Genomic DNA, 14,538 nt, shown 5'->3' with positions numbered 1-14,538 from the left:
GCCCGATCACTACAGGTCGAGTTGTCGGCGGCGGGAGTGTTTGCGCAGGCGCCGGTCATTCCAGTGCCTGATGGGTTTGAGCGTAAACAACAGCACGTACGCGACCAGGACGGTGGCCAAGTCCATCGAATCGTCGCCGAGTTGACCGGTAAATTGTTCCACCACGTCCTTGATCATCAACATCAATGAAACCCCACACAGCCACAGCAATACGTAGAGCAGTATCGGGCGCACGGTTCCTGATGGTTTTTCTGACATTTTGACCCTCTTTTCCCTGAAGCCGATTTCCTCGCAGATATTACCGATCGACCCGGGCTCAGGGACGCTCCCCAGTCAAAAATCCAATTAATGGTAGTGCTCAGGCTCATTACGGCGAGACCAAAGAAACGCGGTAATACCTGCCCTTGGATTGACTATAGCGGGCTTGAGCAGATTCGCCTGGAGGGCCATGGCAGGAGAGCGGGCGACAGGGGGTAAGGATGAATTGGTCGAATGAGTGGGGCGGGTGCAATAGGGCAATTCAAACGACAACTCAATAATTGGCGTTGCCGTGCTAAAAAACTTTCGCTCCCGGCCTAAGGACGTGTAGCGTTAGGCGGTATTTTCGACCCTGTTTTCCAGGGGCGTGGAGCGATGGACAGAGGGATGGGTCATGGCGCAAACGCTGTTCAAGCTGTTCTTCACCCAGCGTCTGGCCGCCTTGGCCAGCACCGAGTCATTGCGTGCTATCCGCGAGGGATTGTTGTGGATCCTGCCATGCCTGCTGGTATCGGCGGGGTTTCTGATCCTGTCCGAATGCGCCCGGGTACTGGGTTTCGATGCGCAGGTGGTGAGTTTACTGGCCGGGTTGCATAACCAGATCAGCTCGGTGATTCCGCTGCTGGTGGCTGCTTCCATTGGCTACATGCTGGCGATCCAGTACCGCTTGCCCCAGCTTCCCGTTGCGTTTCTGTGCCTGGCCCACGTGGTGATCGCGACTTTCATCCTGCGTGAGTACCCTCGGGCATCGGCCACGTTTGTGTTGTTTATCGCGATTGCTTCGCCCCTGATCAATGTGCCGGCAATTGCCTGGTTGCACCGTTTGCGCTGGACACGCCTGGTCAACGAGGACCTGGTGGGGCACAACCTGCGAGGCACCATCAATATGGTGGTGCCCGGTGCAATCACCGCGCTGGCCTTGGTGCTGGCGTTGTCGTTGCTTTTGCAGATTCCCTATGTCGCCCAGTTGCAGGGCCCGCAAGTGCTTGAAGCCCTGGATTCGCCCTACCGCAGCGGCTTGTTCGTGACGCTGATGAATTCGCTGCTGTGGTTTTTTGGCATCCACGGCGTGTACGCCATGCAACCGCTGTTCGATGTGCTCGACCAGGCCGTGGTGCTCAATGGCACGGCGTTGGCCGCCGGGGAGCCGATCAAGTATCTGCTCAACAGCGGACTGCTCGGCAGCTTCGCCTTTATCGGCGGTTCGGGCGGTGCGCTGTGCCTGTTGCTGGCGATCCTGCTGTTCTCCAAGAGCCAGTCCATGCGGTTGCTGGCGATTGCCAGTCTGCCGCTGTCACTGTTCAACGTCAGTGAGGTGCTGTTGTTTGGCTTGCCGATCATCCTCAACCCGCGCTTGTTCATTCCGTTCCTGGTGGTACCGGCCCTGAATGGGATGGTCGCGTTGACCGCAGTGCAACTGGGCTGGGTGATGCCGGCGGTGGCCAGCGTGCCGTTCACCTCGCCGGTGCTGCTCAACGCCTACCTCAGTACCCACGGTGATATGGCGGCCGTGGTCCTGCAAGTGCTGCTGCTGGGCCTGGGCACGCTGGTCTACGCCCCCTATGTGCGAGCGATCCATCGTCAGCCAGCCGAAGGCGGGACGGTGTACCTGCGTTCGATGGACATGACCTTTCGCGGCCTTGAAGAAAAGGGCCGCCTGCTCGAAGCCGACCCGGTGCTCGCATCCCACAAGGCCCTCGCACGCCAGGCCAGTGAGCTGAGCCGTATCCAGCAGATCAGCGACTACGAGTTCTACCTCGAGTACCAACCCCAAGTGTCGACCCTGACCGGCTTGTGCACCGGCTGCGAAGCCCTGATGCGCGCGCGTGACAGCCACGGCACGGTGCATTCGCCGTGGGAGTTCCTGCAGTGGCTGGCGCAGGCGCGCCTGATGCCGGACGTGGATGTGTGGGTGGCCTCCGAGGCGGTGCGCCAGTACCAGAAATGGCAGGCCCTGGGGTTTGCGTTACCGATGACGATCAATATTTCCAGCGCGACCCTGACCGACCCGGCCTACGGCAACCGCCTGGTGAAGATCCTCGCCCAGGCCCGGGGCCAGGTGTCGGTGGAAATCACCGAGGACGCCCTGGTCAGTGACATCCAGGCCACGCGCCAGACCATCCAGAAGCTGCAGGCCATCGGCGCCAAGGTGTATATCGATGATTTCGGTACCGGGTTTTCCGCTCTGAGCTACCTGCACCAGTTTCCGGTGGATTTCATCAAGATCGACCGCAGCTTCGTCGTTGCCCAACACGACCCCAAGGGTGCTCAAGTGTTGACCGGCATGTTGCGCTTCTGCGAGGCGTTGAACCTGGGGGTGGTCGTCGAAGGCGTTGAGACCGCCGAGCAGTTGGCGTTCTTGAATACCGGCAGCGAGCTGTTTATCCAGGGCTGGTATTTCAGCAAGGCGCTGCCGGGCGATCAGTTGCCGGGGTTTGTACGTGAGCGCGCCGCCCTGGCCGAGCCCTAGGTGGATGTGTAGGTACGCTCGATCTCTTCGATCAGTCCATCGATGCGTTCCAGACGGGCGCGGTTGTCGTGGTCCCAGGGGTGAAACCCTGGCCGGAAGTAATCCAGCCAAGGCCGCAGCATCCGTGGGAATACGCCTTTTGGCCCATACAGAAACTTCAGCATGCGCCAGAAGCCCTTCAGGTGCCCGCCGGCCTTGCGGTCGGCAATCAGCAGGCGCAGGTGAAAATCGAACACCACCAGCCAGAAGAACAGCGTGGTCGTCAGCATGGTCCCGGTGCGCAGCAGGTAGCGCTTGGGGCCGGGCTTGATTACGCGGGACCACACGTCGAAGGCCACGGCCTTGTGTTCGGTTTCTTCGAGGGCGTGCCAGTACCACATCTGTTGGTAACCCTTGAGTGAGTTGCCAAAACGCGACGGGTCACTGAGCAGGATCTCCGCGAGCATCGCGGTGTAGTGCTCAAGGGCGATGGTGATCGCCAGGTTGAATGACGGCGGGAAGTGTTTCTTCTGCCAGTCGAGGATGAACTTGAGGCGTCGGTCCAGGGTGTGCGCGGGCAGGCCGGCGGCTTGCAGCAGGTCGTTGTAGGCCACGTGTTCGCGGCTGTGCATGGCTTCCTGGCCGATAAAACCCTGGATCTGCTGTTTCAGCTCTGGATCGTCGATGCGCGAGCGGTAGTGGCGCACGCTGTCCATGAAAAACAGTTCGCCCTGGGGAAACAGCAGTGACAGCGCATTGAAAAAATGCGTGATGAACGGGCCTTGTTCATGCCAGTCCTTGATGTGTTCGGCGGGCAAGGCAAAGCGGATGTCGCGACGGATCGGCAGCATGGTGTGTGCTCCTGTTCAGAGACGGGGCTCGTCGTTGGTTTCCAGGACCGGCGTGCGCGGTTTGGGGGCCATGCGTTTGCTGGCGAACACCACCAGCGCTTGGTAGGCCGCCGGCAGGCAGCGGGCGAGCAGGTCGAGAAAGTAGGCGTCTCGGCCGATCAACACGCGGCGCTTATTGCGGCGTACGCCTTGCAGGATCACCTTGGCGGCCGTGTCGGCGTCGGTGATAAACAGCTTCTCGAAGTCGGCGCGGGCTTGTTGCTCGCTGTGAATCAGAAAGCCGGTCATGTTCGCGTCGATGCGGCTGCTGCGGCAGATGTCGGTGCGGATGCCGCCGGGGTGCACGCAGGTCGCCGAGACACCGCAGCGTTGCAGGTCGAGTTCCTGGCGCAGGGCTTCGGTAAAGCCGCGCACGGCGAACTTGGTGGCGTTGTAGCCGCTCATGCCCGGCTGGGCGAACAGGCCGAACACGCTCGAGGTGTTGATCACATGCCCATCGCCACTGGCTTTGAGGTACGGCAGGAATGCCTTGGTGCCGTGCACCACGCCCCAGAAATTGATGCCGACGATCCATTCCAGGTCGGTGTAGTCGACCCCTTCCACGGTGCTCGACAGCGCCACGCCGGCGTTGTTGAAGATCAGGTTGACCTGGCCGTGCCGGGCGAACGTGTCGCTGGCCCAGGCTTGCATGGCCTCGCGGTCGGACACATCCAGCACCTGCGTGGTGAGCGTGATCGGCGCCAGCGTCATGGTCTTGATGATTGCCTCGGTCTGCGCCAGGCCCTGGGCATTTTTGTCTGCCAGTGCCAGGTGGCAACCTTCCCGTGCCAACGCCAGGGCCAGCGCACGGCCCATGCCGGAGGCGGCGCCGGTGATTGCGGCCACGCGGCCGTTGAAAGATTTCATGACAGGCTCCCTTCGACGGTGGCGTGGGGCGCAGTGACGGCGGACGCCTGGATCGGCAGCAACTGGGCGACGTAGTCCTTGAGCGCGAAATGCCGGGTGACCTGTTTGAAGCGCCAGGTCGAAGCGGGCCACAGGGTGGTGTTCTTGCCGGTGCGCGGGTCGAGGTACCAGCTCTGGCAGCCGCCGGTGTTCCAGATGGTGCGCTTGAGCCGGTCTTGCAGTTGGCGGTTGTAGACCTCTTCCACGGCGGGCTTGACGTCGACGCTGGCGATGCGATGGCGCTGCATTTGCCGCAGGGCGTCGAGGATGTAAGTCACCTGGGCCTCGATCATCAGAATCATCGAGTTGTGCCCCAGGCCGGTGTTGGGGCCGACGATCAGGAACAGGTTCGGATAGCCTGGCACGGTGGTGCCTTTGTAGGCATGGGCGCCATCGCGCCAGGTGTCCAGCAGGTCGATGCCGCCACGGCCGATGATGCAGTCGCGCGGCAGTGGGTCGGTGGCCTGGAAACCGGTACCGAAGATCAGGCAATCGGCCGGGTGCTTGATGCCGTTGGCGGTGACTACGCCATCGGCTTCGATGCGCTGCACGGTGTCGGTGATCACCTCGACGTTGCTGCGGGACAGCGCCGGGTAGTAGTCATTCGAGATCAGCACGCGCTTGCAGCCGATGGTGTAGTCCGGCGTCAGGGTCTTGCGCAGGGAAGGGCGGGCCACTTGCCGGTGCAGGTGGCGCTGGGCGATTTTTTGCACCATGGTCATTAACCGTGGATGCAGGGCAAAGCCCACCACACGGCCTTCCAGCGCCCAATAGAAGGCGCCGCGGACCAGACGCTGGGTGAACGGCAGGTGCTTGAACAGCCAGCGTTCTAGCGATGAGATCGCCCGGTCCGGCTTGGGCATGATCCATGGCGGCGTGCGCTGGAACAGGTCCAGATGGGCAACCTGCGGCGCAATCTGTGGCACGAACTGGATGGCACTGGCGCCGGTGCCGATCACCGCGACGCGTTTGCCTTTGAGTGAGTAGTCGTGGTCCCACTGCTGGGAGTGGAAGCGTTTGCCCTTGAAACTCTCGAGCCCCGGGATCGCTGGCAGTGCCGGACGCGACAACCCGCCCATGCCCGACACCAGCACGCGCGCGCTGACCTGGCGGCCGTTGCTGAAGCGCAGTTGCCAGCGTTGTTGCGCCTCGTCGAACACGGCGCGCTCAAGGCCCATGCCAAAACGCAGGAACGGCGCCAGTTCATAACGCCGGGCGCATTGCTCCAGGTAGGCGCGGATCTCGGCTTGCGGCGCGAACTGCCGGGTCCAGTCCGGGTTGGGGGCAAAGGAAAACGAATACACGTGGGATTGCACGTCGCAGGCGCAACCGGGGTAGCTGTTGTCACGCCATGTGCCGCCGAGGGTGTCGGCTTGTTCGGCGATAAAGAAGTCGCGCCAGCCGGCTTCCTTGAGCTTGATGGCCATGCACAAGCCGGCAAAGCCGGAACCGATGATGGCGATGTCGATGACCTCGTCGTGGGCATTCATAGGCAGTCCTTCGTGGGCATCTGCGGTGCTCCTGTTTTTGTTTTGTCTTTTAGATAAAACACCATTGCAAAGGAAAATTGAATTATTTATTTTAAAAAAGATTTTAAATAATCTACCTGAAAATATCGCCTACGCTACGACCTTGTTCCTCAGGTGCGATCTGTCCGACGGACGCGCACGTTATGTAGAGAGTCTAGGTCCAGGGTGGACGGTGGCTGAGGCCTTGACCAATCCCGGTCGGGTCGCCAGCAGCAGGGAAGCAGAGGACCGAGCTATGGCTGTCGAGTGGGTTGTCGCTGCGGCTGTGTTGGCAGGGGGGAGTGCGCTGTTATGGCGATTCAGTGCGCGGATGACGCGGCGCATTGAAGCGGCGGTGCCGATTGATGGGCGCTTCGTCGAGGTCGATGGCGAGCGCTTTCATTATGTGGAGGAGGGCAAGGGCCCGCCGCTGGTCATGATTCACGGGCTGATGGGCAGCAGTCGTAACCTGACGTATGCCTTGTCCGCCCCGTTGCGTGAGCAGTTCCGGGTGATCAGCGTTGATCGACCAGGATCGGGGTATTCCACGCGGCATGCGGGTACCCCGGCCGACCTGCCGGGCCAGGCGCGGCAAATCGCCGGGTTCATCAAGGCGCTGGGTCTTGAACGACCATTGGTGCTGGGTCACTCCCTCGGCGGGGCGATTGCCCTGGCGTTGGCCCTCGATCATCCCCAGGCTGTGGGCGGGTTGGTACTGGTGGCGCCGTTGAGCCATCCGCAGCGGATGTTGCCGTTGGTATTCCTGTCGCTGGCCGTTCGTCCGGCGTGGCTGCGACGTTGGCTGTCACACACGTTGACCGTGCCCATCGGCCTGCTGACCCAAGGTTCAGTGGTCAGGGGCGTATTCGCACCGGACCCCGCGCCCGAGGATTTTGCCACCCGTGGCGGCGGCATGCTCGGCATGCGCCCCGCCAACTTCTACGCCGCCTCCACCGAGATCAATCGTGTCAACGATCACCTGCCAGGCATGGTCAAGCGCTACCCGCAACTGCGCCTGCCCATCGGCCTGATCTATGGCGCACGGGATCAGGTGTTGGACTTTCGCAAACATGGCCAGGCCCTGGCCGACAAGGTGCCGGGGCTGAAGCTGCAGTTGGTGGAAGGGCGCGGCCATATGCTGCCGATCACCGCCGCCGCGCGTGTGGTCGAGGTGGTGCAGCAGGTCGCCAAACGCGCCCGAGCGCCGCAAACCGCCACGGTTTTGCACCCGCCATTTGCCATGGCGAACAAATAAACGTGGCCCTCGTTGCGGGGTGGATCGGCGCAAATGCTTGCTCTAGAGACCTGACCAAACAGCTGAAAAACAGACTGTGCGGTCACGTAAAAAAGCCCTCGAAAAAGTAGTTGACGACCTATCGATTCCGCGTTATTTATTTAAAAAAATATTTCAATTTATATTTTGAAATGATTTTTGAAATGCCTAAGAGCGAATAAAAATGAAAAAAACGCCTTTTATCGCATGGTCAATTTCCTGGAGCATTCCACGCTCCACGAACCTGTTTCGGGTCTCCCTGTCGCGGAGGCTGCCATGAACCAGACCCTCGCAGCGCCAAGTGTATGGACCGACGGCAAGCGCCACCTGTGGTGGTTGGGCATCATGCCGCTGGCCACGCCGCTGTTGTCCGGCGCGCTTGCCATCAGTACGGGCATCCAGCAATTGTGGTGGGTCGGTGTGCTGGTGATCTTCGGCCTGATCCCACTGATCGACGGCCTGCTCGGCGAAGACGTCAGCAACCCGCCCGAATCCGCCGTCAGCCAGCTTGAATCCCAACGCTACTACCGCTGGATCGTCTACACCGGCGTGCTGTTCGTGATCTCATCGGTGGTGATCACCGGCTGGCTGGCCGCCGGCGGCATCGACTGGATCATTGGGGGCGGCCTGTTGCACGCCGTCGCCGATCTCGACCCCGCCAGCTGGCCGGCCCGCGCCGCCGCCTACATCACCGCGCGTACGCAGTTGCATGGCGAGCTGAGCTGGTTCACCTACCTGGGCATGGCCATGTCGACCGGCGCCGCCACCGGCATCGCCATCAACACCGCCCACGAACTGGGGCACAAACCCAATGCGTTGGAAGTGTTTCTCGCCAAGGTCACCCTGGCGCCGACCTTCTACGGACACTTCTACACCGAACACAACCGTGGCCATCACGTGCGCGTCGCCACCCCGGAAGACCCGGCCAGTTCACGCCTGGGGGAAAGCTTCTGGGCCTTCCTACCGCGCTCGGTGTGGTTCAGCGCCCGTTCGGCCTGGAACCTCGAGCGCGAACGCCTGCGCAAACTCGGCCTGCCGGCCTGGCACTGGCGCAACGGTGTGCTCAGCGCCTGGATGTACAGCGTGGTGTTGTGGGGCGCGATGATCGCCTGGTTGGGGGCAGCGGTGATTCCGTTCCTGCTGATCCAGGGCATCTACGGGTTCTCGCTGCTTGAAGTGGTCAACTATGTCGAACATTACGGCCTCAAGCGTCAGAAGTTGCCCAATGGTCGTTATGAACGTTGTTCGCCACGCCACTCCTGGAACAGTAATCGGATTGTCACCAATATCTTCCTGTTTCAACTGCAACGGCACTCCGACCACCATGCCAACCCCACTCGTAGTTATCAGTCGTTGCGCCACTTTGATGAATCACCGCAACTTCCTTATGGCTACGCGAGCATGATTGTATGGGCCTATGTTCCCTACTTGTGGCGACGCCGCATGGATCATCGGGTACTCAATCACTATGCCGGGGATATAACCCTGACCAATCTTCAGCCGTCGCAACGCTTGAAGTATCTGGAGAAGTACAGCGGCAGTGCCAAGCCGTTCTGATGTGAACTGATAGATCAACAGTGGACTCGGGATCTGTGTATCACGCAGGTTTTTATCGCCCGAATTACGCTGAACGTTAGTTGCAAGAAGTTTGTTTGACCCGAACAACAATAATTTCAAGGGAAGGACGTACACCATGCACACACCTGCCAGGTTCACCAGCCACCTCGTATTGGCCGCACTTGGGTTGATTGCCTATCAACAGGCCCAGGCCGCGCGCATCGAGCCCGCCGGCAGCGCCTTTACGGCCCAGGGCCCGATCAGCTTTTCCAAGGGCGCGCTGATCAGCGCCGACTGCACCATCAAGGTCGCTGGCAAAGTTGCGGCCGACGGCACTTCGGTGAATGTCGATAAAGTCGAGTTCGACGGCGGCCTCAAGTGCAGCCGCGTCGAAGCCATCAACTTGCCGTGGGTCTTGATCGCCAAAGACACCAAGAGTGGTTCCATGTCGAAGATCAGCGTGGATGTGCACGCCTTTGGCCTGGGCGGCAAGTGCGGGCCATCAACGGCCGATGGCACGTGGGATAACGCCACCGGCAAGTTGGAAGCCAGCAATGTACCGATTGGCGAAGACTGCAAGATCAAAACGGTATCGATCAAGATGCCGCCAAACTTCAAGGTTGTTGAATAAGCATCAGATGTTGTTGTGGTAATCGAATTGAGATTTGGCTGGAAAGGGAAGTTCTGCAGTTTCACCGTGACCTCTCGTTCATGGCCATTACCCCCTGGCGAAATGAATTCGCCATAACATGTGAGGAAAAACAATGAAAAGTTTGAAAACCCTCGTATCGTTGTCTGCTTTGGCTGTTTGCATGGGTGCTGCGTCGATGGCCAATGCCAGCACCATTACCCCTAACCCAACAGCGTTCACCACGCCGGGCGGTACGATTGCCGTGAGTTCGCCAGCGTCTCTTGGCATCCCTGTGAACTGCGGCATTGTTTTCACCGGCTCAGTTGCCGCTGGGGGGGCTTCAGCGTCGATCACCGGCGCCACTGTTACCGGCGGCGGCTTGTGTGGCGTTCCGGTTCTGCTGGGCCTGCCTTGGACACTGACGCCTGGCGCCGGTACGTCGGGCGTGTACACCGGCACGGTGTCTGGCGTTAACTTCAAGATCGTAAATGATTGCGCCACTGCCCCTGCCACGATCGATGTGAAGTTCGATAACGCGACCCATGCCCTGACCATCGGTACTGCGCAAACAGTCGGCAAGTGCAAGATCACCGCGCTCAATGTCACACCGTCTCCGCAATTCACGCTTAACCCTTAATGCAACTGGCTGATTTGACGTGGTGATCACACGTTGAAAAAAAGCAGGTGTCTTGCAAAAGGCACCTGCTGCTTCAGGCCATATCGGCGCAACCGATCATGGTTGAAAACAATAATAAGGAGTGGAGCATGAACAATAAGAAACAGCAGGCGCACGCATTCCTCGGTCTTGCGTTGTTGGGGGGCTTGATTGCGACTGCCGGCTCGGCACAGGCCGGTGGCTTCTCTACTCCGACCTTCGGGGCAGAAGGTTGGGGTCGGGCTTTTGGTGGTGGTTCGATGTTTAAGAATGACCCGTCATCGGCCTTTAACAACCCTGCCGCCATGGCGTTTATTGATCACAACATTGCGCAGTTCAATGTTGACTACGCACGCATCAATATCAAATACAAAGGCACGGCCAAGGACTATGCCGGCAACCCTACGTCATCCACGACCCTTGACCCCGATACCTTTGAGCCCGTTTCAGTGCCGCGCACCGGTGATGGTGGCCAAGGCGGTTTTACGGCCTGGCTGCCGACTGGGTTCATGGTCATGCCTATCGGTGATCGTTTCGCCTTTGGCCTGAGCCAAGTCGTGCCCATGGGCGCGCGTACCACCTGGGACAATGACTGGAAGGGCCGGGATTTCGCGGTTGACACACGGATCGAAACCGTTGGGTTGACCGGATCGCTGTCGTTCAAGGTCAATGATCAATTCTCTATCGGCGCTGGTGCAATTGTTCAGCACACCAAAGGTTTCGTCAGCCAGAACGTTGACTTGTATGCGGCGGCGGCGCTTGCGCCGAATTCGATTCCATTTCCGGCGGGCATTGGCTATTCGCTGATGCGCGTCAAAGTCGACAACACCTCGGTGGGTTGGTTTGCTGGCCTGGCCTGGAAACCAACACTGCAGGACACTGTCGGTTTGAACTACCACGCCAAGATCAAGAACAAGCTTGAGGGCAAATACAATATCTACGCCGATGAAGGGTCGACGGGGCTGATCGAGGGTGGGTTGCCGGGTCTTTTGTATCCTGGCCTGAACCTGCAAATGAACGGTAAAGCCTCGACGCAGTTGGATGTGCCTGCCAACGCTTCCATCGACTGGGTACACAGTTTCACCGGCAGCCTGGACCGCCTGACCCTCGGCGCCAGTGTCACTTGGACCCAATGGTCATCGTTCAAAAACCTGACGTTGAAGTCTGAGGGTTCGACCATCGTCGCCATCCCTTACAACTACAAGGATGCCTGGATGGTCTCCCTCGGTGGCGACTACAAACTCACCGACGACTTCACCTTGCGCGCCGGTGTGGCGACTGACCAGACACCGACCCGCAACTCCACCCGCGACCCGCGTATCCCGGACGGCGACCGGATCTTCACCTCCCTGGGCTTTGGCTACAAAGTCCGCGCCATCCCCGGCCTGGGCATCGACGGTTCCTACTCCCACCAGTTCGTGGAAAAGGCCAAGTTGAAAACCCACAACCAGGACCGTCTTGGCGGTGCATCGCTGGACGGTAAAGCCGACGCCTACGGCGATGTCGTCAGCCTGGGGGTGACCTACGAGTTCTGATCCCGCGTAACGTCCCGCAATACCGGTATGAGTGGGCAGTCAGCGCATCTTTCTGTCGTATTCCATGCCGGTCATGCATCGACGGGTCGCACGCGACCCGTTCCGATTTCCCACTCAATCAACGTATCTGGCTGACCCTGTTCAGTCGGTGATTTTTTCGCCCAAGCATTAAATAAAAATTTCAAAACAAAATTTGAATTTGTCTTTCCAAGTTTGTAGTGTGGCTTTACGCCGCAGGTCTGTAGGACCTGTCGCGTCACAGCCGTACCCTGAATCGAGTAGAGGTATCCCTATGGTTATCTGGTTATTGATGGGTTTCGCAGCCGCGATTGCTTTGGCGTATCGACAAGCTGCCGCCACCCTGTGGCTGGGCGCCGGCCTGCTCTGGCTGGCATTGGGCTACCTGTTCAACGTAGTGGCTGCTGTTGGCGTGACGGTCGCAGCGCTGCTGGTGCTGGCACCGGCTGCGCTGCTGAGTATCAAACCCTTGCGCCGCGTGTTGTTGACCAACAAGGCCCTCGGCCTGTTTCGTACAATCATGCCGGCAATGTCCGACACCGAGCGCGCGGCCATCGAGTCTGGCACGGTGTGGTGGGACGCCGAGCTGTTCAGCGGCAAGCCCGACTGGCAACGTCTGTTGCACGCCGCGCCAGCGCGCCTCAGCGCAGAAGAACAAGCCTTCCTCGACAACGAGGTGGAAACCCTCTGCGACATTGCCAATGACTGGGAAACCACCCAGGTCTGGCAGGACATGTCCCCCGAGGGCTGGCAGTACACCAAGGACGCCGGTTTCCTCGGCATGATCATCCCCAAGCAGTACGGCGGCAAAGGCTTCTCCCATTACGCGCATTCGCAGGTGGTGATGAAGCTGTCGACGCGCTGCTCGGCGGCGGCGATTTCGGTGATGGTGCCCAACTCCCTGGGCCCGGCCGAGCTGCTGCTGCATTACGGCACCGATGCCCAGCGCAACTACTACCTGCCGCGCCTGGCGCGGGGCGAAGACATCCCGTGTTTTGCCCTGACCAGCCCCTACGCGGGCTCCGATGCCGGGGCGATTCCGGATCTCGGCATCGTCTGCAAAGGCAGGCATGAGGGCCAGGAAGTCCTGGGTTTTCGCGTGACCTGGGACAAGCGCTACATCACCCTGGGCCCCATCGCTACCGTGCTCGGCCTGGCGTTCCGCGCCGAAGACCCGGACGGTTTGCTCGGCGCCGCCGGCTCCCTGGGCATCACATGTGCGTTGATTCCGACGTCCCATCCCGGCGTCAACAGCGGTCGGCGCCACTGGCCGCTGAACGCGGTATTCCAGAACGGCCCGACCACCGGCAAAGACGTTTTTATCCCACTGGAATGGGTAATCGGCGGCCGCGAGCAGATCGGCAATGGCTGGCGCATGTTGATGGAATGCCTGGCAGCAGGGCGCGCCATTTCCCTGCCGTCGGCCAACGTCGGCCTGGGCAAGGTGGCGGTGCGCGGCACCACGGCGTACGCGGCGATGCGCAAACAGTTCGGCCTGCCCATCGGTAAGTTCGAAGGCGTGCAGGCACCGTTGGCGCGCATGGCCGGGCACCTGTATGCCTGCGATGCGGTGCGCAAAGTGTCGGTGGCGTCCCTCGATGCGGGGGAGAAGCCCTCGGTGATCTCGGCCATCGCCAAGTACCACGTGACAGAGCGTGCGCGGATTATCGTCAACGACGGCATGGACATCGTCGCCGGCAAGGGTATCTGCATGGGGCCGAACAACTTCCTCGCCCGTGCCTACCAGCAAAGCCCGATTGCCATCACGGTAGAAGGCGCGAACATCATGACCCGCTGCCTGATCATCTATGGCCAGGGCCTGATCCGTTGCCATCCCTATGTGTTCCGCGAGATGGAAGCGGCGCGCAACCCTGACCGGCGCAAAGCCCTGGAAGAGTTCGACAGCGCAATGTTCGGCCATGTGAGCTTTGTGTTGGCCAACACCGTACGCGCGGCGGTGCATTCCCTGACGGGTGGGCGACTACTCTCCGCACCAGCCAAGTCCGACCCGGCGCTGGCGTCCTACTACCGCCAGGCCAATCGGCTGTCGGTGGTACTGGCGTTGGTCTCGGACATTTCCATGGGGGTGCTCGGCGGTGCGCTCAAGCGCAAGGAAAGTATCACCGGACGCCTGGGGGATATTCTGTCGCAGCTGTACATTTTGTCCTGCGTGCTCAAGCGCTTCGAGGACGACGGTCGGCCGCAGGCGGACCTGCCCCTGGTGCACTGGTCGGCCCAGGACGCCTTGCTGCGAGCGCATGAAGCGTTGGCCGAAGTGCTCGCCAACTACCCGTCGCAAGCGGCTGCGGCGGTGCTGCGCGGCTTGAGTTTTCCGTTCGGGATTCCATCGCGCAAACCGTCGGATCACCTGCTGGCCCAAGTGGCCGAGGTGGTGCAGACCCCCGGCGAAACCCGCGACCGTCTGCTGGCCAATTCCTACATCCCACGGCCGGAAATCGACAAGTTGGCGTATGGCGAACTGGGGTTCCGTTTATTGCCACAGGTGGAGTTGATCGACGCACGGCTCAAACCTGCGATCAAACAAGGCCTGATCGAACCCCTGCCGATTTCCGCCACGGCCTTCACCGCCTGGCGCGTCAAGGCGCGGGCGCTGGATTTGATCAGCGACGACGAAGACAGCTTGCTGGCGCGGTATGTGGAATACGCCGACCACGCGATCCAGGTCGACGACTTCCCGCAGGACTTCGGGCTGCTGGAAGCGTTGCAGCAGCGCAAGCAAGCGCTGGAACCGGCGACCAAGCGCCGTAGCAGCCAAGGCGAAAACGCCTCGGTGAATTAGCTGCAACGCGGCCAATGTGGGCGTCGGGCTTGCCGGCGCCCACAGGGGCCGGGTTTAC

Annotated in this window: 11 protein-coding genes; 7 read left to right on the top strand and 4 right to left on the bottom strand. The window is 60.5% G+C overall.

What is annotated here, in order from left to right; genetic code table 11:
- Positions 1-9: 9 nt before the first annotated feature.
- On the bottom strand, positions 10-258 hold the full coding sequence (locus PSH81_RS14940) for a hypothetical protein (RefSeq protein ID WP_305390970.1): 249 nt from the start codon (positions 256-258) through the stop codon (positions 10-12).
- 394 nt (positions 259-652) lie between these two features.
- On the opposite strand from PSH81_RS14940, the gene PSH81_RS14935 reads away from it, so the two are divergent.
- Positions 653-2,728, top strand: a complete 2,076-nt coding sequence (locus PSH81_RS14935; RefSeq protein WP_305390969.1) for an EAL domain-containing protein — start codon at positions 653-655, stop codon at positions 2,726-2,728.
- On the opposite strand, the gene PSH81_RS14930 is transcribed toward PSH81_RS14935, so the two are convergent.
- Genes PSH81_RS14930 through PSH81_RS14920 form a run of 3 tightly spaced genes read right to left on the bottom strand, consistent with a single transcriptional unit; the run spans position 2,725 to position 5,993 of the window.
- Positions 2,725-3,558 (bottom strand): metal-dependent hydrolase, encoded by an 834-nt coding sequence (locus tag PSH81_RS14930; RefSeq protein ID WP_226457343.1) that lies wholly within the window; start codon positions 3,556-3,558, stop codon positions 2,725-2,727. The genes PSH81_RS14935 and PSH81_RS14930 overlap by 4 nt on opposite strands.
- Positions 3,559-3,573: 15 nt before the next feature.
- Complete coding sequence (locus PSH81_RS14925; protein ID WP_226457344.1) at positions 3,574-4,464, bottom strand: SDR family oxidoreductase; 891 nt, start codon at positions 4,462-4,464, stop codon at positions 3,574-3,576.
- Positions 4,461-5,993 carry an NAD(P)/FAD-dependent oxidoreductase gene (locus tag PSH81_RS14920; protein WP_305390968.1) on the bottom strand — a complete coding sequence of 511 codons (1,533 nt, stop codon included), beginning with the start codon at positions 5,991-5,993 and terminating at the stop codon, positions 4,461-4,463. Before PSH81_RS14920 ends, PSH81_RS14925 begins: the two co-directional genes overlap by 4 nt.
- 274 nt (positions 5,994-6,267) lie before the next feature.
- Between PSH81_RS14920 and PSH81_RS14915 the strand changes: the two genes are divergently transcribed.
- From PSH81_RS14915 to PSH81_RS14890, 6 genes are all read left to right on the top strand, one after another.
- On the top strand, positions 6,268-7,266 hold the full coding sequence (locus PSH81_RS14915) for an alpha/beta fold hydrolase (RefSeq protein ID WP_305390967.1): 999 nt from the start codon (positions 6,268-6,270) through the stop codon (positions 7,264-7,266).
- Positions 7,267-7,560: 294 nt separating this feature from the next.
- Positions 7,561-8,841 carry an alkane 1-monooxygenase gene (locus tag PSH81_RS14910; RefSeq protein ID WP_226457347.1) on the top strand — a complete coding sequence of 427 codons (1,281 nt, stop codon included), beginning with the start codon at positions 7,561-7,563 and terminating at the stop codon, positions 8,839-8,841.
- A 136-nt stretch (positions 8,842-8,977) separates the two neighbouring features.
- Positions 8,978-9,472, top strand: a complete 495-nt coding sequence (gene praA / locus PSH81_RS14905; protein WP_192300863.1) for an alkane oxidation protein activator PraA — start codon at positions 8,978-8,980, stop codon at positions 9,470-9,472.
- Between the two features lie 133 nt (positions 9,473-9,605).
- Entirely contained in the window at positions 9,606-10,109 is a 504-nt protein-coding gene (gene praB, locus PSH81_RS14900; RefSeq protein WP_192300864.1) for an alkane oxidation protein activator PraB, read from the top strand.
- Between the two features lie 128 nt (positions 10,110-10,237).
- Positions 10,238-11,662 carry an outer membrane protein transport protein gene (locus tag PSH81_RS14895; protein ID WP_305390966.1) on the top strand — a complete coding sequence of 475 codons (1,425 nt, stop codon included), beginning with the start codon at positions 10,238-10,240 and terminating at the stop codon, positions 11,660-11,662.
- Positions 11,663-11,954: 292 nt separating this feature from the next.
- The gene (locus PSH81_RS14890) at positions 11,955-14,480 is read left to right on the top strand and encodes an acyl-CoA dehydrogenase (RefSeq protein WP_305390965.1); all 2,526 of its coding nucleotides are present in this window, start codon (positions 11,955-11,957) and stop codon (positions 14,478-14,480) included.
- Positions 14,481-14,538 lie beyond the last annotated feature (58 nt).

Origin of the sequence: Pseudomonas sp. FP2335, assembly GCF_030687535.1 — a bacterium.
In the GTDB taxonomy this organism is placed as follows: Bacteria; Pseudomonadota; Gammaproteobacteria; order Pseudomonadales; family Pseudomonadaceae; genus Aquipseudomonas.
This window is presented reverse-complemented; position numbering and strand designations above follow the sequence as displayed.